Below are 20,372 nucleotides of genomic sequence, written 5' to 3'. Positions count from 1 at the left end.
TGCGGTGCCGAGCCTAGCCACAGGCTGCGGGCGCCGGTGATGCTGCGGGCGGCGGAGGTGATGAGATTGGCGACCAGGGGTTCGAACATGGGCATTCCTTATCCGGCAAAGGTCAGCCAGGGGCTGACCAGGATCACGCTCAGTATCACCAGCACTTGTGCTGCCAGCAGTAACGCCTGGCGGCGCAGCAGGCCAAGGGCTCCGCGGCTGCGTTCGTTCCAGGGCCGGCCGCCGCGCTGCGCAGGCTGCAGGCCAAGGGCGTTCAGGGCCTGGTCCAGGGCCTGGGTGCTGTGTTCCAGTGACGCAGGAGTGTCGGCCACGCGCTGAAACAGGTCGGCGTCGAAGGCTACCCGCAGCGCCAGGTACTTTTCCACAAGCCCCAGCAGCACCAGGGCCAGGCTGACCAGCAGCCCGCCCAGGGTGACGCTGGTCAGCAGGTACTGGCCCAGGCCATACAGCACGCCGAGCAGGGTCAGGCCTGTGGATAACTGATCCAGGGCGCGGCCCCGGCGCAGCAGGCTGGCGACGCTGTAGAGCTGCATTTCAGTGGACATGGGCCGTTCTCCCGGCGCTGCTCAGGGCTTGCAGCGCCTGGCGGTGGGCGGGGTGCAGGACGATCTGCGGGCGGGCCCGCTGGATCTGCACGATGGCGGCATCCACCGTGGCTGCGCGGCCGCTGTGCAGCAGCCAGGCGGCAATCGCCGTGGCGCTGCGCGAATAACCCAGGGCGCAGCACACCAGCAGCGGTCCCTGCTGGCGCAGGCGTTCGATGCCCTGGGCGGCGGCCAGGCACTGCTCGGCGCTGGGGGCGCACAGGTCCAGCACCGGCAGGCTCTGGTAGGCCCGCAGCCCGCGGCTGTCCAGGGACAGCTCGGCGCACAGGTCGAGCACGGCGCCGAATGGGCTGTCCTTGAGCTCGGCCGGTGTCGGCAGGCGCCCGAGCCAGACGTTATCCACAACCGGGGCTGGCTGTGGATGTTTTCTTGTCCACAGCCGCGAATTGATCCAGGCCGCCGCCAGGTAAGGCGCCAGCAGCCAGCGCGCGGCAGGGCTGAGGCTGCCGTCCTGGCGCTTCTGGAAACCCTCGGCGCCCAGCAGGGCGTAGTTCAAAGCCACCAGCAGCAGCGCCACGGCGGGCCAGATCAGCCACAGCGCGGTGCCGCCCCAGGCAAAGGCCACCCCCGTGAACAGCGCCGCTCCCAGGCCATAGCGCAGAGCCAGTTGGCGGCGCTTCGGGTCTTGGGCCAGACGGGCACTGAACAGCGGGCTGGGGCGATCCAGGGGCCACAGCCAGACGCACAGCCACCCGGCCAGGGCGCCGGTGGGCACATCGACAAAGTGGTGTTGATAAGTGGTCAGCACCGACACCCCGATCAAACCGAACCAGCCATGCACCAGCCAGCGCCAGAAGCCCTGGCTATGCCGTGCAAAGCAGACCCAGAGCACCACCAGCAGGGCGATGTGCAGGGAAGGCGCCTGGTTGAAGGGTTTGTCGAAGCCGGCCAGCACCTCGAACAGCCAGCCGAAGACCCCGTCCAGCTCCGGCCGGGGGAAGGTGAAGCGCAGCGGCCAGAGCAGGAAGCAACTGACCGCGATCACCTGGGCGGTGAGCAGGCGCAGAGCGTGGCGCTTGAGCTCGTCCCGGCTGCGGGGCAGCAGCAGGGAGAAGCCGTAGAGCAGGTCGATGGACCAGTAGGGCACGATGGTCCAGGCCCAGAACGGCATGTGCCGTTCCCAGTCGAAGACCAGGCTGCCGACGTCGTCGCGCTGGGCAGTGACCCAGGTGGCGAAGCCGTAGGTGCTGAAGAACAACGGTGCCAGCAACAGCAGCCAGAGCACCGCGGGCTTGAGCAGGCCCGACTCCCGCGCCGGCAAGGCGCCAGCGGCCATCATTGCACCCGTTGCGCCAGGGACACGCTGAAGATCCCCCATTCATCCACCCGCATGGTGATCTTGCGAAAGCCCGCGGCCTCCACCAACTGATCCATTTCCGCCTGAGTCCGGCGGCGCATGACCCAGGCCTGGCCTTCGCGGTGGCTGGTCAGGGCGCGGGCGATCAGTTCCAGTTGCGGGTGCCACGGCTGGCCGGTGTACACCAGGTAGCCGCCGGGTTCCACGGCGCTGGCCAGTCCGGCCAGGGAACCGCCCACCATCTGGTTGTCGGCGAACAGTTCATAGAGCCCGGACACCACCGCCAGGGTCGGCTTGGGATCGAGGGCCGCGAGGTCCTCGCGGTCGAAGGCGTTGCCTTTGACGAAGCGCGCGATGTCACCCAGGCCCTTCTCCTGGATCAGGGCACTGCCGTCGCGCACGTTGATGTCGCTGTAGTCGCGCAGCAGGATCGACTCCGGCAGCGGGCTGACCCCCTGCAGGGCTTCGAGGATATAGCGGCCGTGGCCGGCGGCGATGTCGACGATGTGTACTTCGCTGTCCTGCTCACGAAGCTTTTCCATGGCCTGGCGCAGCAGTTCTTCCACGTGCAGCTTGCGCTGGCGGATGCCGCGCCAGCCGATGGAGTTCAGGTAGTTCTGGTCGATCATCCGACCCAGCGCGGAATGCCCGGTGGGCTGGTTGCGGTAGACGTAGTCCAGGGTGCTGCCGGAGTCGAAGCCGGTGTCGAAGCCCAGCTTGACCCCCGCCGACAGCTGGCTGCCCAGGCGCATGCTGGCGCGGGTGGCGCGCCAGTACAGGTCGCGTAGGGAGTTGTGCGGCAGCGGCGCGGCCAGGGCCTCGGACTCGGCGCAGGTAACGCCCAGGCGGTCGGCGTCCAGCAGGGCAGGGCGGTTCAACGGGCGTGCGAAGTTCTGCAGGATGAAGCGGCGGATGCTGGCCATGGCCGGCGCCCGGTTCTTTTCTCCCAGGGTGTCGTGGAAGAAGCCCGGAAGGATGTGTTTTTCCTTGTGCAGGCTGCCCAGGCGTTCAAAGAACTGCTCCTGGGGCTTGCGGTGCACCACGAAGTCCGAGCCGGAGATCAGCAGTTGGGTCGGCACCTGGATGGCCTGGGCATCGGCCACTACCCGGTCGGCGGCTTCATACAGGCCCAGCAGCACGTTGACCGAAATGGCCTTGGTGATCAGCGGGTCGGCGTCGTAGCTGTGGACCCGTTCCGGGTCGTGGCTCAAGAAGCGCGCCTTGACGTAGCTGTTGACGAAGAAGTTGCCACGAAAACGCCGCATCAGGGCCAGGCCGGGGCGAGCGAAAGGTACGTACAGCTTGACCTTGAACGCCGGGGACGCCAGCACCAGGGAGCGAATCCGTGGGGCGTAGTCGTGGACCCAGGTGGAGGCGATCACCGCGCCCACGCTCTGGGCCACCACGGCGATGTTTTCTTCGTCGATCTGGTGAGCGCTGCCCAGGTGGTCGCAGAAGGTCTGCACGTCACGCACGCTGGTGGCGAAGCTCGGGCTGTCGCCCCGGGCGCCCGGCGATTGGCCGTGGCCGCGAGCGTCCCAGGCGAAGAAGTCGAACTGTGGCAGGTTCAGTTCGTCCACCAGATGGGCAATGCGCCCGGAGTGTTCGTGACCGCGATGGAACAGCATCACCGCCTGACGCGGTTCGCCAGGGACCACTTCAGTGGCCGGCCAGTGGCGGTAAAACAGTTCGACGCCGTCATGGGTCCGGAACGTCTGGTGTTGAGCGTCGCGCATTGCCATTTCCTTATGCAGAGGGAGCGTTGTGCTGAACTTCTTCTTTGAGGCCCTGGCGGACCCGATTGATCAGGGTATAGACCAGCAGTGCGGCGACCAGCGCCAGCACGCCGTTTATCCACAGGGCGCTGAGCCAGCCCAGGGCGATGCCGGTGGCCAGCACGCCGAGGATGAAGGCCCGGTCGCTTTTGCCCATGGGGCCGTCGTAGCGCCGCGAGGCTCCGACCATCGGCCCGAGTACCCCGGCGTATTCGCTGAACAGCGCCAGCAGGGTCACCGCCAGCACCAGCAGCAGGCTGACGTCGGGGAGCAGGGCGAAAGGCAGGATCAGGGCGCTGTCGGCGACCACGTCGCAGAGTTCATTGAGGTAGGCGCCCAGGCGCGATTGCTGGCCGAATTCCCGGGCCAGCATGCCGTCGATGGCGTTCAGCGCCATGCGCAGGATCATCCACAGGGGGATCAGGACGAAGAGCCAGGTGTGGCTGGCGAACAGGGCGATCAGTGCGCCCACCAGCAACGAAATGACGGCGGCCAGCACGGTGATCTGGTTGGCCGTGGTGCCGTTGTCGTACAAGCGCTGCACCAACGGCCGCAGCAGGTTCTGAAAGCGCGGTTTGAGCTGGTAGATCGAGAGCATGATGGGACCGTTCCTTGTCGCACGCGGTGAGCAGGGCTGGATTATTGCCTTAAATGCCAGGGGGCTGACATCAGAAGTTTTTGCACAGATCAAACAGCTGTCTCTGTGTCTACGACGCACGCACCGGATGAAAAGGCATGGAGTGCGACAAAAATTTCACTAGCTGCGTTATAAAGTAACGAATTATTTCGATTTTCTTCGGCCGCGGATTTATCCACAGGGCCGGGTTAGAGCGGCGGGGTGGTATGCAAGTCGATCTTGAGACGCAAGGGGCCGAAGTGGCTGCGTTGCCACGGTTCCAGCGGGCGGCGTTCCACGCCGGTCGGTTACAGCGCTGGGGGGCGGTCCTGCTCGGGCTGGCGGTGCTGGGGCTGGTGTCGGCGGTGTTTGTCGACCTGTTCGCGGCGCTGACGATCTGGCCGGCAGTGTTGGTGAACCTGTCCTGTGCCTTGCTGGTGGCGGTGGCGGGCCTGCAATCGGCCTGTTGGGTCAGCCGCTGGCGGGAGGAGGCGATCAACCCTTCACCGGCGCTGGCGCTACCGGCAACAGAGCTGCCGCACGAAGGACTCACGGCGGCCCTGGCTGTGCGCTGGCGCCGCTTGTTGCAGCAGATCGGCGCACCGACCTTGTGGCTCGCCGGCTGGTCGCTGCTGATCCTGTACAGCGCGATGCAGGTGTTCAATCTGTCGTTGCCGGCCGCCGGCCTGGGCTTGGGTGCCAGTGTCGCGGCGGTGCTCGGGTTGCTGCTGGCCTTCGCCCTGCTGGTGCTGGAGCGCCAGTTGGCTCAGGAGCCCTCAGGGGAGTGGCCGGAAGCTGCGGCCCTGGGGCAACTGCTGCGGGTGGCCATTGTGTGTTTGCTGGTCAGTGCCCTGTGCCTGTTGTTCAGCAGTGAGACGGCGCTGTGGCCGGCGCGCCTGGCGGTGTTGATCGGCTTGCTGCCGGCGCTGGTGGCAGGTGAGTTGCTGTTGCGCGCACTGTTGTCGCTGTTCAGCCCCCAGCGGGAACAGCTTGAGCCGCGCTTGCTGGCCCACAGTTTTATCGCCGATATGCTGCGTTGGCCGCCCCAGCCCCTGCTCAGCCTGCAACACGAATTGCATAACCGGTTCGGCATCGACCTGCGGCAGATCTGGGCCTTTGCCTATATGCGCCGGGCCTTGGCTCCGGTGTTGGCCCTGGTGCTGCTGGTGGGTTGGCTGTTGACTGGGGTTCATGAATTATCGATGCAGAATCGCGGCATTTACGAGCGCTTTGGCAAGCCGGTGGAAGTCTTCGGTCCCGGCTTGCATGTGGGGTTGCCCTGGCCTTTGGGGCGGGTCTTGAGTGTGGAAAACGGTGTGGTCCACGAGCTGGCCACCAGCGTTGGCGAGAGCCCGCAACCGCTGCAGCCGGCCTCGGCCGAAGGCCCCGCCCCCTCGATTGCCAATCGCCTGTGGGACGCCAGCCATGTGAATGACAAATCCCAAGTGATTGCCAGTGGCAGCGCCCAGCAACAGAGCTTCCAGATCGTCAACATGGACGTGCGTTTGGTCTATCGCATCGGCCTGGACGATCAGGCGGCGTTGGCCGCCACCTATAACAGCAGCGATGTGCCGACCCTGATTCGCAGCACCGCCAGCCGGGTACTGGTGCACGACTTTGCCTCGCGCACCCTCGACGGTTTGCTGGGCGCGGATCGCACAGCGCTGGCGGACGACATCGGCAGGGCCGTGCAGGCCGATCTGGCCAGGCTCGACAGTGGCGTGGAAATTCTCGCCACGGTGGTGGAGGCCATTCATCCGCCGGCCGGCGCCGCTAATGCCTATCACGGCGTGCAAGCGGCACAGATTGGCGCCCAGGCGCTGATTTCCCGGGAACGAGGCGCTGCCGCCGAACAGACCAACCAGGCGCAGTTGCAGGCCAGTGTGGTCAGCGACAAGGCCCGGGCCGATGCCCGGGAAGTGCAGGCCACCGCCCAGGCCGCCGACCTGCGTTTTGCTGCCGAGCAAAAAGCCTATGCCAGCGCAGGGCAGGCCTTCGTCCTGGAGCAGTATTTGAGCCAACTGAGCCAGGGCCTGAGCCGGGCCAGATTGCTGATCCTCGATCACCGTCTGGGGGGCGACAGTGCGCCGACCCTCGACCTGCGTACATTTACCTTGCCGGCCGACCCGTTGGCGCCGCGTAAAGCCGCTCAGCCAGGAGCCGTCCATTGAGCCAGTCTTCCCACTCTCACGATCACGCCGCTCATGACCATGGGCATGGCCATCACCACCATCACGGGCATCACCACCATCATCAGGGGGCGCCGGCCGAGGCGGGTCCTTTTCCCTGGCGGCGCATGGGCTGGGCGCTGCTGCTGGTGCTGTTTGCCGTGGCGGCCGCCAGCCTGGTGCAAGTGCGCTCGGGCGAGGCCACGGTAATCACCCGTTTCGGCAACCCGGCGCGAGTGCTGCTGGAGCCGGGCCTGAGCTGGCGCTGGCCGGCGCCTTTCGAGGCGGCGATTGCGGTGGATCTGCGCCTGCGCACCACCTCCAGCGGTTTGCAGGATGTGGGCACCCGCGACGGTTTGCGCATTATCGTCCAGGCGTATGTGGCGTGGCGGGTACAGGGTGATCCGGACAACGTGCAGCGCTTTATGCGCGCGGTGCAGAACCAGCCCGACGAAGCGGCGCGGCAGATTCGCACCTTTGTCGGCTCGGCCCTGGAAACCACCGCCAGCAGTTTCGATCTGGCCGATCTGGTGAACACCGATGCCGGCAAGGTGCGGATTGCCGATTTTGAAGCGCAACTGCGCAAACAGATCGACCGGCAACTGTTGGCCACTTATGGCGTGCGAGTGGTGCAGGTGGGCATCGAGCGTCTGACTCTGCCGTCAGTGACGCTGAGCGCCACCGTGGACCGCATGCGCGCCGAGCGGGAAACCATCGCCACTGAACGCACCGCCATCGGCAAGCGCGAAGCGGCGCAGATTCGTTCCGCCGCTGAGCGCGATGCACGAATTGTCCAGGCCGATGCGACAGTGAAGGCTGCGGACATCGAAGCGCAATCCCGGGTGGAAGCGGCGCAGATTTATGGTCGGGCCTACGCCAGTTCACCCCAGCTGTATAACCTGCTGCGTTCCCTGGACACCTTGGGAACCATGGTCACGCCGGGTACCAAACTGATCCTGCGTACCGACGCGGCGCCGTTCCGGGTGCTGGTGGATGGCCCGCCGAGCCTGCCGAGCAAAGCATCCGGATCGCAGCCATGAGTAAGGTTCCACGTGGAACAAATGAACTGAGTAGCCCGTGGATTCAGGCCGGTCGTCTGGCATTTATCGCTCTGTATGCCGTGACGGTACTGGCTGCGGTGGCGTGGGCATTCTCCAATGTGCGGCAAATCGATCCGCAGAATCGGGCCCTGGTCCTGCACTTTGGCGCTTTGCAGCGCGTGCAGGACGCCGGGTTGCTGCTGGCCTGGCCTCGTCCTTTTGAACAGGTGGTATTGCTGCCGGCCGCCGATCGGGTCCTGGAACGCCGGATTGAAGGCTTGCTGCGTTCCGACGCCGCGCGGGAAGGGGACCGGGTGGCCACTCTGGCCACACCTTTGAACGATGCGCTGGCCGGATCGGGCTACCTGCTCACCGGTGACGCCGGGGTGGTGCAGTTGGATGTGCGGGTGTTCTACAAAGTCAGCGAGCCTTACGCCTATGTGTTGCAGGGCGAGCATGTACTGCCGGCCCTGGATCGCCTGGTGACCCGCAGTGCCCTGGCCCTGACTGCCGGTCGGGATCTGGACACCATTCTGGTGGCCCGTCCGGAATTGATCGGCAGTGACAATCAGGCTGCCGAACGTCGTGAACGGCTGCGGGGCGATTTGCTGCAAGGCATCAATCAGCGCCTGGCGGAACTGACGGCCAGTGGCCAGGGAATTGGCGTCGAAGTGACGCGGGTGGATGTGCAGTCGAGCCTGCCCGGCCCGGCAGTGAGTGCCTTCAATGCGGTGTTGACCGCCAGCCAGCAAGCCGACAAGGCCGTGGCCAATGCCCGTACCGAGGCGGAGAAACTGACCCAGGGCGCCAATGAGCAAGCCGACCGCAGCCTGCAAGTGGCCCATGCCCAGGCCAGCGAACGGCTGGCCCTGGCCCAGGCTCAGACCGCCACCGTGCAGAGTCTGGCCCAGGAGCAGCGCAACGGCACCGATCCGCAAATGCTCTTGCGCATCTACCGCGAGCGCCTGCCGAAGATTCTCGGCCAGGCCGGCTCGGTGACCACGGTCAACCCTAAAGACGATTCCCGCCTGATCATTCAGGGAGCCGAACAATGACTGCTTCTACCCAGGCTGCGGCCCCCGCCAGCATGCTGACCAGCGCCGAGCAACGCAGCGCCGCGCGCCAACTGACCCTGGCCATGCTGGCCCTGGGGTTGCTGGGTCTTGGATTGGTGTGGCGCTGGCTGGCCCCGGAGCAGGGGAGCGTCAGCCAATTGCTGCTGGGCGTGGCCTCGCTGCTGGTGGCCGTGCCGGTGATGCGTTCAGCCTGGTTCAGCCTGCGTTACCCCAGCCTGCACGGCATCACCGACCAATTGATCGCCCTGGCCATGCTCGGCGCCTGGGCCACCGGTGATCTGCTGACCGCCGCCTTGTTGCCGATCATCATGATCTTCGGCCATGTGCTGGAGGAGCGCAGTGTGATTGGCTCCCAGGAAGCCATCGATGCCTTGGGAAGACTGACTCGCAGCCTGGCGCGTCGGGTCCAGGCCGATGGCAGCGTGCTGGAGGTGGACAACGCCAGCCTCAAGGCCGGTGATCGGGTGGAGGTGCGCGCCGGTGATCGGGTGCCCGCCGATGGCCTGGTGATCTCCGGCCAGGCCAGCCTGGACACCGCGCCGATTACCGGCGAGTCGGTGCCCTTGGAAGCTTCAGTGGGCATGCAGGTGTTCGGCGGGGCGATCAACCTCGATGGCTTGCTGCGGTTGCAAGTGACCCGCACGGGCGAAGAGTCGACTTTGGGCAAAGTGATCGCCCTGATGCAAAGCGCCGAACGGGCCAAGCCGCCCATCACCCGTTTGCTGGAGCGTTATGCCGGCAGCTATCTGGTGCTGGTGCTGCTGTTGGCGGCGGTGACCTGGTTCATCACCAACGATGCCCAGGCCATGCTGGCGGTGCTGGTGGCGGCCTGTCCCTGCGCCCTGGTGCTGTCGGCTCCGGCCACCGCCATCGCCGGGATCGCCGTGGCCGCACGCCACGGCATCCTGATCCGCAGCTCGGCGTTCCTCGAAGAGCTGGCGGACCTGACCTCCCTGGTGGTGGACAAGACCGGCACCCTGACCTTCGGCACTTTGCGCCTGCAGGCCATCGACAGTCCTCTGGACGATCAGCGGGGCATGCTCAGTCTTGCCGCCAGCCTGGGCTCCGCCAGCAGTCACCCGGTAAGCCGGGCATTGGCGGGGCTGGTGCCTCAGGAGGCGCAATGGCCGTTGAGCGACATCCATGAGCGTCAGGGCCTGGGGGTGGTGGCGCGCACCGCGGAGGGCGAGGCGGCGTTGGGCCGGCCGGAGCTGTTCGCTCAGTTGCAGATCACTACCGGCCCGGTGCCCGGCCATGACGGGCCGATTGCCGGCCTGGCGCTCAATGGCGAGTTTCTTGGCTGGTTGCTGCTGGCGGACAGCGTCAAACCCGAGGCCCATCAAGCGCTGGAGGAGTTGCGTGAACTGGGGCTGGGTCGTCAGTTGCTGCTGACCGGCGACCGCCAGAGCGTGGCGGACAGCTTGGCTCTGGAGGTGGGCATCAGCGATGTCGAGGCCCAGGCCTTGCCGGAAGACAAGCTCAAGCGCGTGCTGGGGGAGATCGACAAGGGTTTCCGGCCGATGGTGGTGGGGGACGGCATCAACGATTCCCTGGCACTGAAAGCCGGGGTCGTGGGGGTGGCCATGGGTGCCGGTGGTGCGGACATCGCCCTGGCGTCGGCGGATGTGGTGCTGATCGGCAGCGACCTGCGGCGCCTGGGCACCTGTGTGCGCTTGAGTCGCGAGTGCCGGCGGACGTTGCAGGTCAACGTGATCATCGGCCTGGGCTGGACTTTGGCCATCGTCGCCTTTGCCGCCTTTGGCTGGCTGGGGGTGGCGGGGGCGATGATCGCGGCGCTGCTGCATAACCTCAGCACGCTGTTGGTGCTGGGCAATGCCGGGCGTCTGCTGCGTTTCCAGGAACCGCTGTTGAAGCTGTAGGCGCCGGCTTGCCGGCAAAACGCGGCTGGGCAGATATTTTTCATCCCGGCTGTAACGCCGGGATGGCTCCTCTCTCTAGTGCTATGACGGGACTGCACACGCCTCCCGTCTCCCCCTGCGACTATTGAGGAATAAAACATGAACATGAAGAAAACCGCTGCCGGTGCTGCCCTGGCTTTCGCTGCCGCTACGCTGTTTGCCGGTGTTGCCACTCAGGTGTCGGCGGCCGATGCCCAGGTTCATTGTTACGGCGTCAACGGCTGCAAAGGCCAGAACGACTGCAAGACCAAGGACCACGCCTGCAAGGGCATGGGCGCCTGCAAAGGCCAGGGCTTCAAGGCCATGACCCAGTCGGCGTGCGAAAAAGCCGGCGGCAAAGTCGGCGAATAAGCCGCGAGCCTGTGTTGCCGCAGTGGCGCTGACGACCACTGCGGCTACTTTGCGAGGAGTTCGCGATGTCTGATTTTCCTTCGAGCCTGGGCTACGGCCTGGGTTTGCGCAGCGCCTACTATCAGCAGATTCTCGATGAAGCGCCGGACGTCGACTGGTTTGAAGTGGTGTCCGAGAACTTCATGGTCGAAGGCGGCAAGGCCCTCTATTACCTGGACGCCATCGCCGAGCGCTACCCCATCGTGATGCACGGGGTATCGCTGTCCATTGGCGGCCCCCATGCCCTGGACCAGGGCTACCTCAAGCAACTCAAACAGTTGGTCCGGCGGGTTGGTCCGGCCTGGGTCTCCGATCACCTGTGCTGGAGCCGGGGCAACGCTCATCAGTTGCATGACCTGTTGCCATTGCCCTACACCGAGGAAAGCCTGGAATACGTGGCAGGCCGCGTGCGTCAGGTACAGGAGGTGCTGGAGCGTCCCCTGGTGCTGGAGAACGTCTCCAGCTATGTGCGGGCCGCGGCGGATCAGTTCAGCGAGTGGGAGTTTCTGGCCGCCTTGAGCCAGCTCAGTGGTTGCGAGCTGTTGCTGGACGTGAATAACGTCTACGTCAGTTCGCGCAATCACGGCTTCGATCCCTGGCAGTTCATCCAGGGGCTACCGGCGCAACGGGTGCGGCAATTGCACCTGGCCGGGCATCAGGATCATGGCGACTACGTGATCGATACCCATGACCAGCCGGTGTGCGATCCGGTCTGGGAGCTGTACCAGCGCACCCTGCAACACCTTGGGCCGGTCGCGACCCTGCTGGAACGTGACGATCATTTTCCGCCGTTGAGCGAACTGCTCGACGAACTGCACAAGGCTCGCGCGCTGGGGCAACGGACGCTGTCCGGGAGGCTGCAATGCGCCTGAACGAATGGCAGCTGGCCTTTGAGCGCTACCTGCTGGACGAGCAGCCCCAGGCGGATAGCCTGCTGGGCAACAGCCTGATCGGCGGGCCGACCCTGAATGTCGCCACCGGTCTGGCGATTTACCACAACGCCTACCAGGCGCGGCTGCTGGAAGTCATGGTGGCGGACTTTCCGACGATCCTGCATTGGCTCGGCGATGAGGAGTTCGCGTCACTGGCCGCCGCTTATATACGCCAATCTCCCTCTCGGCATTTCAGCCTGCGCTGGTTGGGGCAGGGCTTCGCTGAATTCATCCAGGGCCATCTGGTGCCGGAGCAGGGCCTGCCCCTGGCGGAACTGGCGCGCTTGGAGTGGGCGTTCACCCTGGCCTTCGACGCTGCCGAGGCCCTGGTGCTGACGGTGCCGGACATGGCGGCCCTGGACGCCGAAGAGTGGCCGCTGCTGCAACTGCAGCTGGCGCCTGGTGTGCAGTGGCTGGACTGCCGTTACAACAGCGTCGCCCAGTGGCGTGCGGTCAAGGATCAGGCGGATTTCCCCGAGAGTGCTTTACTCGAACAACAGCAGCCTTGCCTGGTGTGGCGGGTGGATCGGGTCTGCCGCTATCGCAGCCTGTCGGTAGCAGAAGCCCGAGGCCTGCAAGGCATGATCGAGGCGCAGTGGAGTTTCGCGGAACTCTGTGCCGAACTGGCCGTCACTTACTTTGAGGGGGCCCCGTTGCAGGCCGTTACCTGGCTCAAACAGTGGGTCGAAGACGGCCTGGTGGTACGCCGCGAGTCCTGGAAAACCGCTGGAAAGTCGATAGCCAGCTAATTTTTCAAGATGGTCTACCCTCATTTCAGACGTCTGAAACAGGGGGGATTTTCCATGCTCGCGCAACTTCCACCGGCCTTACAGAATCTGCAATTACCCTTGCGCCTGCGGCTCTGGGATGGCCATGAGTTCAATCTTGGGCCGGAGCCCAGCGTCACCATTGTGGTCAAGGACCCGCAACTGGTCGCGCAATTCACCCATCCCAGCCTGGACGCTCTGGGGGGCGCCTTTGTCGAGGGCAAGCTGGAACTCGAAGGTTCCATCAGTGAAGTCATCCGGGTTTGCGACGAACTGAGCCAGGCCTTGCTGGATGAAGATGACGACGATCAGCCGGTGCGCACGCTGCACGACAAGGCCACGGACGCGGCGGCCATTTCCTACCATTACGACCTTTCCAACGCCTTCTATCAGCTCTGGCTCGACAGTGACATGGCCTATTCCTGCGCCTACTTCGAGACCGGCAGCGAATCCCTGGAACAGGCCCAGCAAGCCAAATTCCGCCACCTGTGCCGCAAGCTGCGCCTGCAACCGGGGGATTACCTGCTGGATGTCGGTTGCGGTTGGGGCGGGCTGGCCCGCTATGCCGCCCGTGAGTTTGGCGCCAAGGTATTGGGCATTACCCTGAGCAAGGAACAACTGGCCCTGGCCCGTGAACGGGTCAGTGCCGAAGGCCTGGACGATCTGGTGGAGCTGCAGCTGCTGGACTATCGCGACCTGCCTCAGGATGGCCGCTTCGACAAGGTGGTCAGCGTCGGCATGTTCGAGCATGTGGGCCATGCCAATCTGCCGGAATACTGCCGGACCCTGTTCAATGCGGTGCGCGAGGGTGGCCTGGTGATGAACCACGGCATCACTGCCAAGCACATCGATGGACGTCCCGTGGGCCGGGGCGCCGGGGACTTCATCGAGCGTTACGTGTTCCCCAATGGCGAGTTACCGCACCTGGCGATGATTTCGGCGCAGATCAGTGAGGCCGGGCTGGAAATCGTCGATGTCGAAAGCCTGCGCCTGCATTACGCCCGCACCCTGGATCACTGGAGCGAGCGCCTGGAGGACAACCTGGAGGCGGCTGGTCAGCAGGTTCCGCCGCAGGCGCTACGGATCTGGCGGCTGTACCTGGCGGGTTGCGCCTATGCGTTTGCCAAGGGCTGGATCAATCTGCACCAGATCCTCGCGGTCAAGACCCATGCCGATGGCAGTCATGAGTTGCCCTGGACCCGGGACGACCTCTATCACCCCTAGGCCCGGCGGGCTTTCCTTCAGACCCTGAGTGAGTCTCTACAGAATCGGTGAAATCAGCCGCGCGACCCGCATGCCCAGTTGTTGCAGGCGGTGGGTCTGGCGGCTTTCTTCCCGGGCGATTTCCCGGGCCTTGGCGAAGTCGGTTTCCAGCATCTGTTCCACCTCGGTGGCGAAGTCGTCATCCACGGTCAGCAGCATCACTTCGAAATTCAAGCGGAACGAACGGTTGTCCAGGTTGGCGCTGCCAATGGCGCTGATCTCGTTGTCGATCAACACCACCTTTTGATGCAGGAACCCCGGCTGGTAACGGAATACCCGGACCCCGGCGCGCACCGCCTCGAAGGCGTAGAGGCTGGAGGCGGCGTAGACGATGCGATGGTCCGGGCGCGAGGGCAGCAGGATGCGCACGTCCACATCCCGCAACACGGCCAGGCGCAGGGCGGCGAAGACCGCTTCATCGGGAATGAAATACGGACTGGTGATCCACACCCGTTCGCTGGCGGCGTGGATCGCCTCGACGAAGAACAGTGAGCACGTCTCGTAGGCATCGGCGGGGCCGCTGGCCAGCAATTGGCAGAGCACGCCGTCATCCGGGTAAGTGTCCGGAAGGATCAGCGGCGGCAGTTCCCGGGCCGCCCAGAACCAGTCTTCGGCAAAGGACTCCTGCAGGCAGGCCACCACCGGGCCGCTGACCTGGACGTGGGTATCGCGCCAGGGCGCCAAGGGCGGCTTCTTGCCCAGGTATTCGTCACCGACGTTGTGCCCGCCGACAAAGCCCAGCAAGCCGTCCACCACCACAATCTTGCGGTGATTGCGGAAGTTCACCTGGAAGCGGTTGAGCCAGCCACTGCGAGTGGCGAAGGCATGCACCTGGACCCCGGCGTCACGCAGGGTCTGCACATAAGCGGCGGGCAGGGAATGGCTGCCGATGCGGTCGTAGAGCAGATGGATGGAGACGCCTTCGGCGGCCTTTTCCAGCAGCAGGCGTTGCAGGCGCCGGCCCAGTTCGTCGTCGTGAATGATGAAGAACTGGATCAGCACCGCCTTGTGGGAGCGGCGGATGGCATTGAAGATCGCTTCGAAGGTGGCGTCGCCGTTGACCAGCAGGCGCACCTGATTGTTGGCCAGGCATGGCATGCGCCCCAGCTTGGGCATGGCCCTCAGCGTGGCATAGGCCTGGGAGGCACGGGCGGTGAGCGCCTCTTCGACCCAGGGCCGCCAGTTCAGCTCATTGATGGCCTTGTGCATTTCCACGTTGGCCTGGCGCCGGGCCTGGATGTAGGCATCGAAGGTGCTGCGGCCGAACACCAGGTAGGGAATCAGGGTCAGATAGGGCATGAACATCAGCGACAGGGCCCAGGCAATGGCGCCTTGGGCGGTCCTGACGGTGAGCACCGCGTGGATCGCGGCGATCAGCCCGAGAAAATGCAACAGCGCAATGAGATAGCCGAAGATGTGCGGGCCAAAATAATCCATGGGGCAACCTTGCTCCTGAAGATTCAATGCCTAACAGACCATGTTCCACAGCGAATGTCGCTATTTTATTCTGCATGCAACGCCGTGCCCTGGCCGAAGTCTAACGGCCACTACTGTCTAGGAGTCATTCGATGAAACTTCGTTTACTGGGTTGGGCCCTGGCGGCGGGATTGGCGCTGCCACTGGCGGCGCAGGCGCAGATGCTGCAACCGGGCTTGTGGGAGCTGACCAGCAGCAACATGAAGGTCGATGACCAGAATTTGCCGGACCTGTCGCTGATTCTTGGCCAGTTGCAGCAACAGATGACCCCGGAACAACGGGCGATGCTGGAGAAGCAGGGCGTGACCATGGGCGGCAAGGGTATTCGGGTGTGCTTGACGCCGGACCAGGTGAAGTCCGACACCATTCCGCTGCAGGACCCGCAATCGGGTTGCCAGCAGCAGGTCACCGAGCGCAACGGCAATCAATGGAAGTTTCGCTTCAGTTGTCCCAAGGCTCAGGGCAACGGGGTGGCCAAGTTCATCAGTGATCGCGAGTTCACCACCAACGTGATCGGCACCTTCAATGCCACCGGCATGCAGCAAAAGGGCAGCATGGACACCCGCGCCGTATGGCTGGGCCAGGACTGCGGCACGGTCAAACCCCGCGCCTCCTGACCGACCTTGTGCGAGCGGCCGGAGGGCCGCTGCGCTTGTCGGCGAAGCGGCCCTGCAGACACCAGGGCCCTCGCCGACAAGCCCGGACACCGGCTAGCCAATCCGTTCCACTACCTGCTCCAGTGTCAGCTGTCCCAGATCCTCGCCATTTCTGCTGCGCAGGCTGACGTAGCCTCCGGCTTTCTCCTTGTCCCCGATCACCAGCAGATAGGGCACTTTCTGCAGGCTGTGTTCACGGATCTTGTAGCCGATCTTTTCGTTGCGCAGGTCGGCACTGGACCGCAGCCCCTGTCGGCGCAGGCGCTCGCTGATTTCCCAGGCATAGTCCGCCTGGGCCTCGCTGATGTTGAGCACCACCACCTGCTGTGGTGCGAGCCACAAGGGCAGGGCGCCGCCATGGTGCTCGATGAGGATGCCGATGAAGCGCTCCAGGGAACCGAACAGCGCGCGGTGCAGCATCACCGGTTGCCGGCGTTCGCCGTTGTCGGCGATGTAGCTGATGGCGAAGCGCTCGGGGAGGTTGAGATCCACTTGCAGGGTGCCGCACTGCCAGTCGCGGCCGATGGCGTCGCGCAGCACGAACTCCAGTTTCGGACCGTAGAAGGCGCCTTCTCCCGGGTTGAGCCGATAGTCGATCTGCATGCTGTGCAGGGCACCGACCAGGGCGCTTTCCAGCTGATCCCAGACCTCGTCGCTGCCGATGCGATTGGCCGGGCGCGTGGAGAGCTTCACCGCCACGTCGTCGAAACCGAACTCCTTGTAGATGTCGAACACCAGGGCGATGGTGCGGGCGCATTCGTCCTGCATCTGTTCCGGGGTGCAGAAGATGTGGGCGTCGTCCTGGGTGAAGTGGCGGACCCGCAGCAAGCCGTGCAGTGCCCCTGAAGGTTCGTAGCGATGGACCTTGCCGAACTCGGCGATGCGCAAGGGCAGGTCGCGGTAGCTCTTCAAGCCGTGGCCGAAGATCGCCACCGCGCCGGGGCAGTTCATGGGCTTGAGGGCGAAGGTGCGCTGGTCCTCGGTGCTGGTGGTGAACATGTGGTCGCGGTAGTTCTGCCAGTGCCCGGAGGTTTCCCAGAGGCTGCGGTCCATCACATCCGGGGTGTTCACTTCCTGGTAGCCCGCTTGATCCTGGCGCTGGCGCATGTAGCCGATCAACAGCTTGAACAGGGTCCAGCCCTTGGCGTGCCAGAACACCGAACCCGGGGCGCAATCGTCGAAGTGGAACAGGTCCAGTTGCTGCCCCAGCTTGCGGTGGTCGCGCTTGGCGGCCTGTTCCTGGCGCAGCAGATAGGCGTCCAGATCCTGGCGGGTGGCCCAGCAGGTGCCGTAGATCCGTTGCAACGGTGCGTTGCTGGCATCGCCGCGCCAATAGGCGCCGGCCACCTTGGTCAGCTTGAAGGCCCGCAATTGGCCGGTGGTACGCACGTGGGGGCCGCGGCACAGGTCTTCGAAATCGCCCTGGCGGTACAGCGACAGCACGGCCTCCGGGGGCAGGTCGCGGATCAGCTGGACCTTGTAGTGCTCGCCCTGGTCGGCGAAGTGTTCCAGCGCCTGCTCCCGGGACAGCTCGCGGCGGCGCAAGGTGTGATTGGTGGCGGCAAGGCTGTACATGCGCGCCTCGATCAGTTCCAGGTCCTCGGGGGTGAAAGGGCGCTCATAGGCGAAGTCGTAGAAGAAACCGTCCTCGATCACCGGGCCGATGGTGACTTGGGCCGAGGGATACAGCTGTTTCACCGCCATGGCCAGCAGGTGGGCGCAGGAGTGACGCAGGATTTCCAGGCCATCGGCATCGGTCGCGGTAACGATGCTCAGGCGAGCGTCGGTGTCCAGCAGGTGGTCACAGTCCACCAGCCGGCCATCGACCCGTCCGGCCACGGCGGCTTTGGCCAGGCCGCTGCCAATGCTGGCGGCCACCTCGAATACGGACAACGGCTGGTCGTACTCACGGCACGCGCCATCAGGCAGGGTGATGCGGATCATCTTCGGTGGTCCTTGGTCAGGCTTGGGGATTAGCGGTTGAAGCGCAGGGGCAGGCCCCGACAGTGTTCGTACAGACGCCCCTGGTGCCAGGCGAGCTGGCCCGATACCAGGGTGGTGGCGACGCTATGGCGAAAGCGCTGGCCGGCGAAGGGGGTCCAGCCGCATTGGGCGAGCACAGGTTGGCTGTCCACAGCCTTGCCTTGCGGCTCGGCACGGATCAGCACCAGATCGGCCCAGTAGCCTTCGCGCAGGTAGCCGCGGTCGGGGATGGCGAACAGGTCGGCCACCCGGTGGCTGGTCTTGGCCACCAGGGTGGTCAGGGGCAGAACCTGGTCCGCCACCAGTTCCAGCAAGGCCGGCAAGGCGTGCTGCACCAGGGGCAGGCCGGCGGGCGCACGGGTATAGGGCTGCTGTTTCTGCTCCCAGGTGTGGGGCGCGTGGTCGCTGCCGATGATGTCCAGGCGCTGGCTGTTGAGGGCCTGGCGCAAGGCGTCGCGATCGGCCTGGGTCTTGATGGCCGGGTTGCATTTGATCAAGTGGCCGAGACGCGGGTAGTCGCGTTCATCGAACAGCAGGTGGTGCAGGCAGACTTCGGCGGTGATGCGTTTCTCGGCCAGGGGCCGGTCCTCGAACAGGGCCAGTTCCCGGGCGCTGGTGAGGTGCAGGACGTGCAGGCGGGTGCCGTGTTTCTTCGCCAGTTCCACCGCCAGGGACGAGGAGCGGTAGCAGGCCTCGGCGTCGCGAATGCGCGGGTGGGCGGCGGCGGGAATCTGATCGCCATAGAGTTGCTGCCAGCGTTGTTGCTTGAGCTGGATGCTCGGGGTGTGTTCGCAGTGGGCCAGGAGGATGGTCGGTACCTGGCGAAACAGCCGGTCGAGCACCTGGGGATCGTCCACCAGCATGTTGCCGGTGGAGGCGCCCATGAACACCTTGACCCCGGCGACCTCGGTGGGATCGAGGGCGGCGACGGTGTCGAGGTTGTCGTTGCTGACGCCGAAGTGAAAGCCGTAGTTGGCCACTGAGGCGATGGCCGCACGGCGTTTCTTGTCGGCCAGGGCGGCCAGGGTCAAGGTCGCCGGCGAGGTATTGGGCATGTCCATGAAGCTGGTGATGCCACCGGCCACTGCGGCGCGGGACTCGCTATGGATGCTGCCTTTTTCCGGGGCGCCGGGATCGCGAAAGTGCACCTGGTCGTCGATCATCCCTGGCAGCAGCCATTGGCCCTGGGCGTCGATCTCCAGTTCGGCGCTGAAGTGGTCGAGGCTGCCGATGGTTTCGATGCGTCCATGATTGACCAGCAGGTCGGCGTCGAACTCTCGTCCTTCGTTCACCAGGCGGGCATTGCGGATAAGGATTCGGCTCATGCTCAAAACTCGTTCTGCAGGGCCTTGTAGCCGCGGACCAGATCGACATTGGTGCGGGCCACGTCCTCGGAAAACTCCGAGGCACTGATACTCACCGGAGGGAACTGCGCCAGGTCGGTCTTGGGGCCGATGCGGGTGGTGGAAGGCACGTAGAAACCTTGTGGCAGGTCGCGACCGTCCACCACCGAGTTGTGTCGGACCACGCTGCCGTCACCCACCACGCAGTTGAACAGCACGCTGTTGAAACCGATGAACACCCGGTCGCCGACCACGCAGGGGCCGTGGACGATGGAGCGGTGGGCGATGGAGGTGTGCTGGCCGATGGTGACTGCGGCGCCGGATTTGGAGTGGATCACCACGCCGTCCTGGATGTTCGAATTGGCACCGATGGTGATGGCTTCCATCTGGCCGCTGGCGTCCACTTCGTCGGCGCGGATCACCGCGTAGGGGCCGACGAACACGTTGTCGCCGATCACCACCTTGCCGCAGATGATGGCGGTCTTGTCCACGTAGGCGGATTCGGCGATTACCGGCAGGTCGCCGGAGGGGTTTTTACGAATCATGGCGCGAGTCCTTCAAGGGGGAACTGATGACTTCCACCGCGCCATCGCGAATGGCGTTGTAGAAACAGTTGGGGCGGCCGGTGTGGCAGGCGGGGCCTTGTTGCTCCACTTGCAGCAACACGGCGTCGCCATCGCAGTCCAGGCGCGCTTCGATCAGACGCTGGCGATGCCCGGAGCTTTCGCCCTTGCGCCACAGGCACTGGCGCGAGCGCGACCAGTAGCAGACCTGGCCGCTGGCCAGGGTTTCGGCCAGGGCCCGGCGGTTCATCCAGGCCAGCATCAGCACCTCGCCGCTGTCGTGTTGCTGGGCGATGGCGGCGATCAGCCCGTCGCTGTTCCAGGGCAGGGCATCGAGCACGGCGGTCAGCGGCCAACGACTGCCCAGGGCGGCGGTTTCCAGGTCCAGCAGCGACAGCGGCGGACGCTGGATCATGGTCGGCTCAGGGCGTCGTACAGGGTGTTGAGGTTGTATTCGAACAGCCCGATGAAGGTGCTGGCCGGGCCCGTGGCCG

The 20,372-nt window shown here is 64.9% G+C and carries 19 protein-coding genes and 1 pseudogene; 9 read left to right on the top strand and 11 right to left on the bottom strand.

Annotated features, from left to right (window positions below):
- The 5 genes and pseudogenes from BLX41_RS34295 to BLX41_RS02815 all read right to left on the bottom strand — a co-directional run.
- Nucleotides 1-89 (bottom strand): annotated as a pseudogene (locus BLX41_RS34295) (1-acyl-sn-glycerol-3-phosphate acyltransferase); the annotation flags it as partial.
- A 9-nt stretch (nucleotides 90-98) separates the two neighbouring features.
- A complete protein-coding gene (locus tag BLX41_RS02830; protein WP_123723686.1) occupies nucleotides 99-554 on the bottom strand; it encodes a hypothetical protein in 456 nt (151 codons plus the stop codon).
- Entirely contained in the window at nucleotides 544-1,890 is a 1,347-nt protein-coding gene (locus BLX41_RS02825) for a phosphatase PAP2/dual specificity phosphatase family protein (RefSeq protein WP_123723808.1), read from the bottom strand. The genes BLX41_RS02830 and BLX41_RS02825 overlap by 11 nt, the downstream gene beginning before the upstream one ends.
- Complete coding sequence (locus BLX41_RS02820) at nucleotides 1,890-3,647, bottom strand: bifunctional alpha/beta hydrolase/class I SAM-dependent methyltransferase (protein ID WP_123723685.1); 1,758 nt, start codon at nucleotides 3,645-3,647, stop codon at nucleotides 1,890-1,892. Before BLX41_RS02820 ends, BLX41_RS02825 begins: the two co-directional genes overlap by 1 nt.
- Before the next feature lie 10 nt (nucleotides 3,648-3,657).
- On the bottom strand, nucleotides 3,658-4,284 hold the full coding sequence (locus BLX41_RS02815) for a CDP-alcohol phosphatidyltransferase family protein (RefSeq protein WP_123723684.1): 627 nt from the start codon (nucleotides 4,282-4,284) through the stop codon (nucleotides 3,658-3,660).
- A 245-nt stretch (nucleotides 4,285-4,529) separates the two neighbouring features.
- On the opposite strand from BLX41_RS02815, the gene hflK (BLX41_RS02810) reads away from it, so the two are divergent.
- The 8 genes from hflK (BLX41_RS02810) to cfaB all read left to right on the top strand — a co-directional run bounded on the left by hflK (BLX41_RS02810) (nucleotide 4,530) and on the right by cfaB (nucleotide 13,818).
- Nucleotides 4,530-6,473: a protease modulator HflK gene (hflK, locus tag BLX41_RS02810; protein WP_123723683.1), complete on the top strand. Its 1,944-nt coding sequence runs from the start codon at nucleotides 4,530-4,532 to the stop codon at nucleotides 6,471-6,473.
- The gene (hflC, locus tag BLX41_RS02805) at nucleotides 6,470-7,510 is read left to right on the top strand and encodes a protease modulator HflC (RefSeq protein ID WP_123723682.1); all 1,041 of its coding nucleotides are present in this window, start codon (nucleotides 6,470-6,472) and stop codon (nucleotides 7,508-7,510) included. Before hflK (BLX41_RS02810) ends, hflC begins: the two co-directional genes overlap by 4 nt.
- Nucleotides 7,507-8,565 carry a protease modulator HflK gene (hflK, locus tag BLX41_RS02800; protein WP_123723681.1) on the top strand — a complete coding sequence of 353 codons (1,059 nt, stop codon included), beginning with the start codon at nucleotides 7,507-7,509 and terminating at the stop codon, nucleotides 8,563-8,565. Before hflC ends, hflK (BLX41_RS02800) begins: the two co-directional genes overlap by 4 nt.
- Nucleotides 8,562-10,466: a heavy metal translocating P-type ATPase gene (locus tag BLX41_RS02795; RefSeq protein WP_123723680.1), complete on the top strand. Its 1,905-nt coding sequence runs from the start codon at nucleotides 8,562-8,564 to the stop codon at nucleotides 10,464-10,466. The genes hflK (BLX41_RS02800) and BLX41_RS02795 overlap by 4 nt, the downstream gene beginning before the upstream one ends.
- A gap of 138 nt (nucleotides 10,467-10,604) precedes the next feature.
- The gene (gene bufA2 / locus BLX41_RS02790) at nucleotides 10,605-10,856 is read left to right on the top strand and encodes a BufA2 family periplasmic bufferin-type metallophore (protein ID WP_123723679.1); all 252 of its coding nucleotides are present in this window, start codon (nucleotides 10,605-10,607) and stop codon (nucleotides 10,854-10,856) included.
- Between the two features lie 65 nt (nucleotides 10,857-10,921).
- A complete protein-coding gene (gene bufB, locus BLX41_RS02785; protein ID WP_123723678.1) occupies nucleotides 10,922-11,767 on the top strand; it encodes an MNIO family bufferin maturase in 846 nt (281 codons plus the stop codon).
- Nucleotides 11,758-12,576 (top strand): HvfC/BufC N-terminal domain-containing protein, encoded by an 819-nt coding sequence (locus BLX41_RS02780; protein ID WP_123723677.1) that lies wholly within the window; start codon nucleotides 11,758-11,760, stop codon nucleotides 12,574-12,576. The genes bufB and BLX41_RS02780 overlap by 10 nt, the downstream gene beginning before the upstream one ends.
- A 54-nt stretch (nucleotides 12,577-12,630) precedes the next feature.
- On the top strand, nucleotides 12,631-13,818 hold the full coding sequence (gene cfaB / locus BLX41_RS02775) for a C17 cyclopropane fatty acid synthase CfaB (protein WP_123723676.1): 1,188 nt from the start codon (nucleotides 12,631-12,633) through the stop codon (nucleotides 13,816-13,818).
- Between the two features lie 36 nt (nucleotides 13,819-13,854).
- Here the strand turns inward: cfaB and cls are convergent, their stop codons facing one another.
- Complete coding sequence (gene cls, locus BLX41_RS02770; RefSeq protein WP_123723675.1) at nucleotides 13,855-15,294, bottom strand: cardiolipin synthase; 1,440 nt, start codon at nucleotides 15,292-15,294, stop codon at nucleotides 13,855-13,857.
- 131 nt (nucleotides 15,295-15,425) lie between these two features.
- Here cls and BLX41_RS02765 point away from each other — a divergent pair, with 131 nt between their 5' ends.
- Nucleotides 15,426-15,950 carry a DUF3617 domain-containing protein gene (locus BLX41_RS02765; protein WP_123723674.1) on the top strand — a complete coding sequence of 175 codons (525 nt, stop codon included), beginning with the start codon at nucleotides 15,426-15,428 and terminating at the stop codon, nucleotides 15,948-15,950.
- Nucleotides 15,951-16,043: 93 nt separating this feature from the next.
- On the opposite strand, the gene thrS is transcribed toward BLX41_RS02765, so the two are convergent.
- From thrS to BLX41_RS34290, 5 genes are all read right to left on the bottom strand, one after another.
- On the bottom strand, nucleotides 16,044-17,933 hold the full coding sequence (gene thrS, locus BLX41_RS02760; RefSeq protein ID WP_123723673.1) for a threonine--tRNA ligase: 1,890 nt from the start codon (nucleotides 17,931-17,933) through the stop codon (nucleotides 16,044-16,046).
- A gap of 29 nt (nucleotides 17,934-17,962) precedes the next feature.
- Nucleotides 17,963-19,297: a dihydroorotase gene (locus BLX41_RS02755; RefSeq protein ID WP_123723672.1), complete on the bottom strand. Its 1,335-nt coding sequence runs from the start codon at nucleotides 19,295-19,297 to the stop codon at nucleotides 17,963-17,965.
- Nucleotides 19,298-19,299: 2 nt separating this feature from the next.
- Nucleotides 19,300-19,860, bottom strand: coding sequence for a gamma carbonic anhydrase family protein (locus BLX41_RS02750; RefSeq protein WP_123723671.1), 561 nt, complete (start codon nucleotides 19,858-19,860; stop codon nucleotides 19,300-19,302).
- On the bottom strand, nucleotides 19,850-20,293 hold the full coding sequence (gene hisI, locus BLX41_RS02745; RefSeq protein ID WP_123723670.1) for a phosphoribosyl-AMP cyclohydrolase: 444 nt from the start codon (nucleotides 20,291-20,293) through the stop codon (nucleotides 19,850-19,852). Before hisI ends, BLX41_RS02750 begins: the two co-directional genes overlap by 11 nt.
- Nucleotides 20,290-20,372: hypothetical protein (locus BLX41_RS34290; RefSeq protein ID WP_259744375.1), on the bottom strand; the 83-nt coding region annotated here is incomplete at its 5' end. The genes BLX41_RS34290 and hisI, both read right to left, overlap by 4 nt.

The sequence above is a fragment of the Pseudomonas protegens genome (assembly GCF_003732485.1).
Lineage (GTDB): Bacteria > Pseudomonadota > Gammaproteobacteria > Pseudomonadales > Pseudomonadaceae > Aquipseudomonas > Aquipseudomonas protegens_B.
Note: the sequence above shows the minus strand (reverse complement) of the source record. Positions and strands in the feature narration are given on the sequence as shown.

What these genes read in the sequence shown, in the direction of transcription:
- BLX41_RS02765 (WP_123723674.1), top strand. Translation starts at nt 15,426, where the DNA reads ATGAAACTTCGTTTACTGGGTTGGGCCCTGGCGGCGGGATTGGCGCTG.
- bufA2 (WP_123723679.1), top strand. Translation starts at nt 10,605, where the DNA reads ATGAACATGAAGAAAACCGCTGCCGGTGCTGCCCTGGCTTTCGCTGCC.
- BLX41_RS02820 (WP_123723685.1), bottom strand. Translation starts at nt 3,647, where the DNA reads ATGCGCGACGCTCAACACCAGACGTTCCGGACCCATGACGGCGTCGAA.
- hflK (WP_123723683.1), top strand. Translation starts at nt 4,530, where the DNA reads ATGCAAGTCGATCTTGAGACGCAAGGGGCCGAAGTGGCTGCGTTGCCA.
- BLX41_RS02825 (WP_123723808.1), bottom strand. Translation starts at nt 1,890, where the DNA reads ATGGCCGCTGGCGCCTTGCCGGCGCGGGAGTCGGGCCTGCTCAAGCCC.
- cls (WP_123723675.1), bottom strand. Translation starts at nt 15,294, where the DNA reads ATGGATTATTTTGGCCCGCACATCTTCGGCTATCTCATTGCGCTGTTG.
- BLX41_RS02780 (WP_123723677.1), top strand. Translation starts at nt 11,758, where the DNA reads ATGCGCCTGAACGAATGGCAGCTGGCCTTTGAGCGCTACCTGCTGGAC.
- thrS (WP_123723673.1), bottom strand. Translation starts at nt 17,933, where the DNA reads ATGATCCGCATCACCCTGCCTGATGGCGCGTGCCGTGAGTACGACCAG.
- cfaB (WP_123723676.1), top strand. Translation starts at nt 12,631, where the DNA reads ATGCTCGCGCAACTTCCACCGGCCTTACAGAATCTGCAATTACCCTTG.
- hisI (WP_123723670.1), bottom strand. Translation starts at nt 20,293, where the DNA reads ATGATCCAGCGTCCGCCGCTGTCGCTGCTGGACCTGGAAACCGCCGCC.
- hflK (WP_123723681.1), top strand. Translation starts at nt 7,507, where the DNA reads ATGAGTAAGGTTCCACGTGGAACAAATGAACTGAGTAGCCCGTGGATT.
- BLX41_RS02830 (WP_123723686.1), bottom strand. Translation starts at nt 554, where the DNA reads ATGTCCACTGAAATGCAGCTCTACAGCGTCGCCAGCCTGCTGCGCCGG.
- BLX41_RS02795 (WP_123723680.1), top strand. Translation starts at nt 8,562, where the DNA reads ATGACTGCTTCTACCCAGGCTGCGGCCCCCGCCAGCATGCTGACCAGC.
- BLX41_RS02755 (WP_123723672.1), bottom strand. Translation starts at nt 19,297, where the DNA reads ATGAGCCGAATCCTTATCCGCAATGCCCGCCTGGTGAACGAAGGACGA.
- BLX41_RS02815 (WP_123723684.1), bottom strand. Translation starts at nt 4,284, where the DNA reads ATGCTCTCGATCTACCAGCTCAAACCGCGCTTTCAGAACCTGCTGCGG.
- BLX41_RS02750 (WP_123723671.1), bottom strand. Translation starts at nt 19,860, where the DNA reads ATGATTCGTAAAAACCCCTCCGGCGACCTGCCGGTAATCGCCGAATCC.
- bufB (WP_123723678.1), top strand. Translation starts at nt 10,922, where the DNA reads ATGTCTGATTTTCCTTCGAGCCTGGGCTACGGCCTGGGTTTGCGCAGC.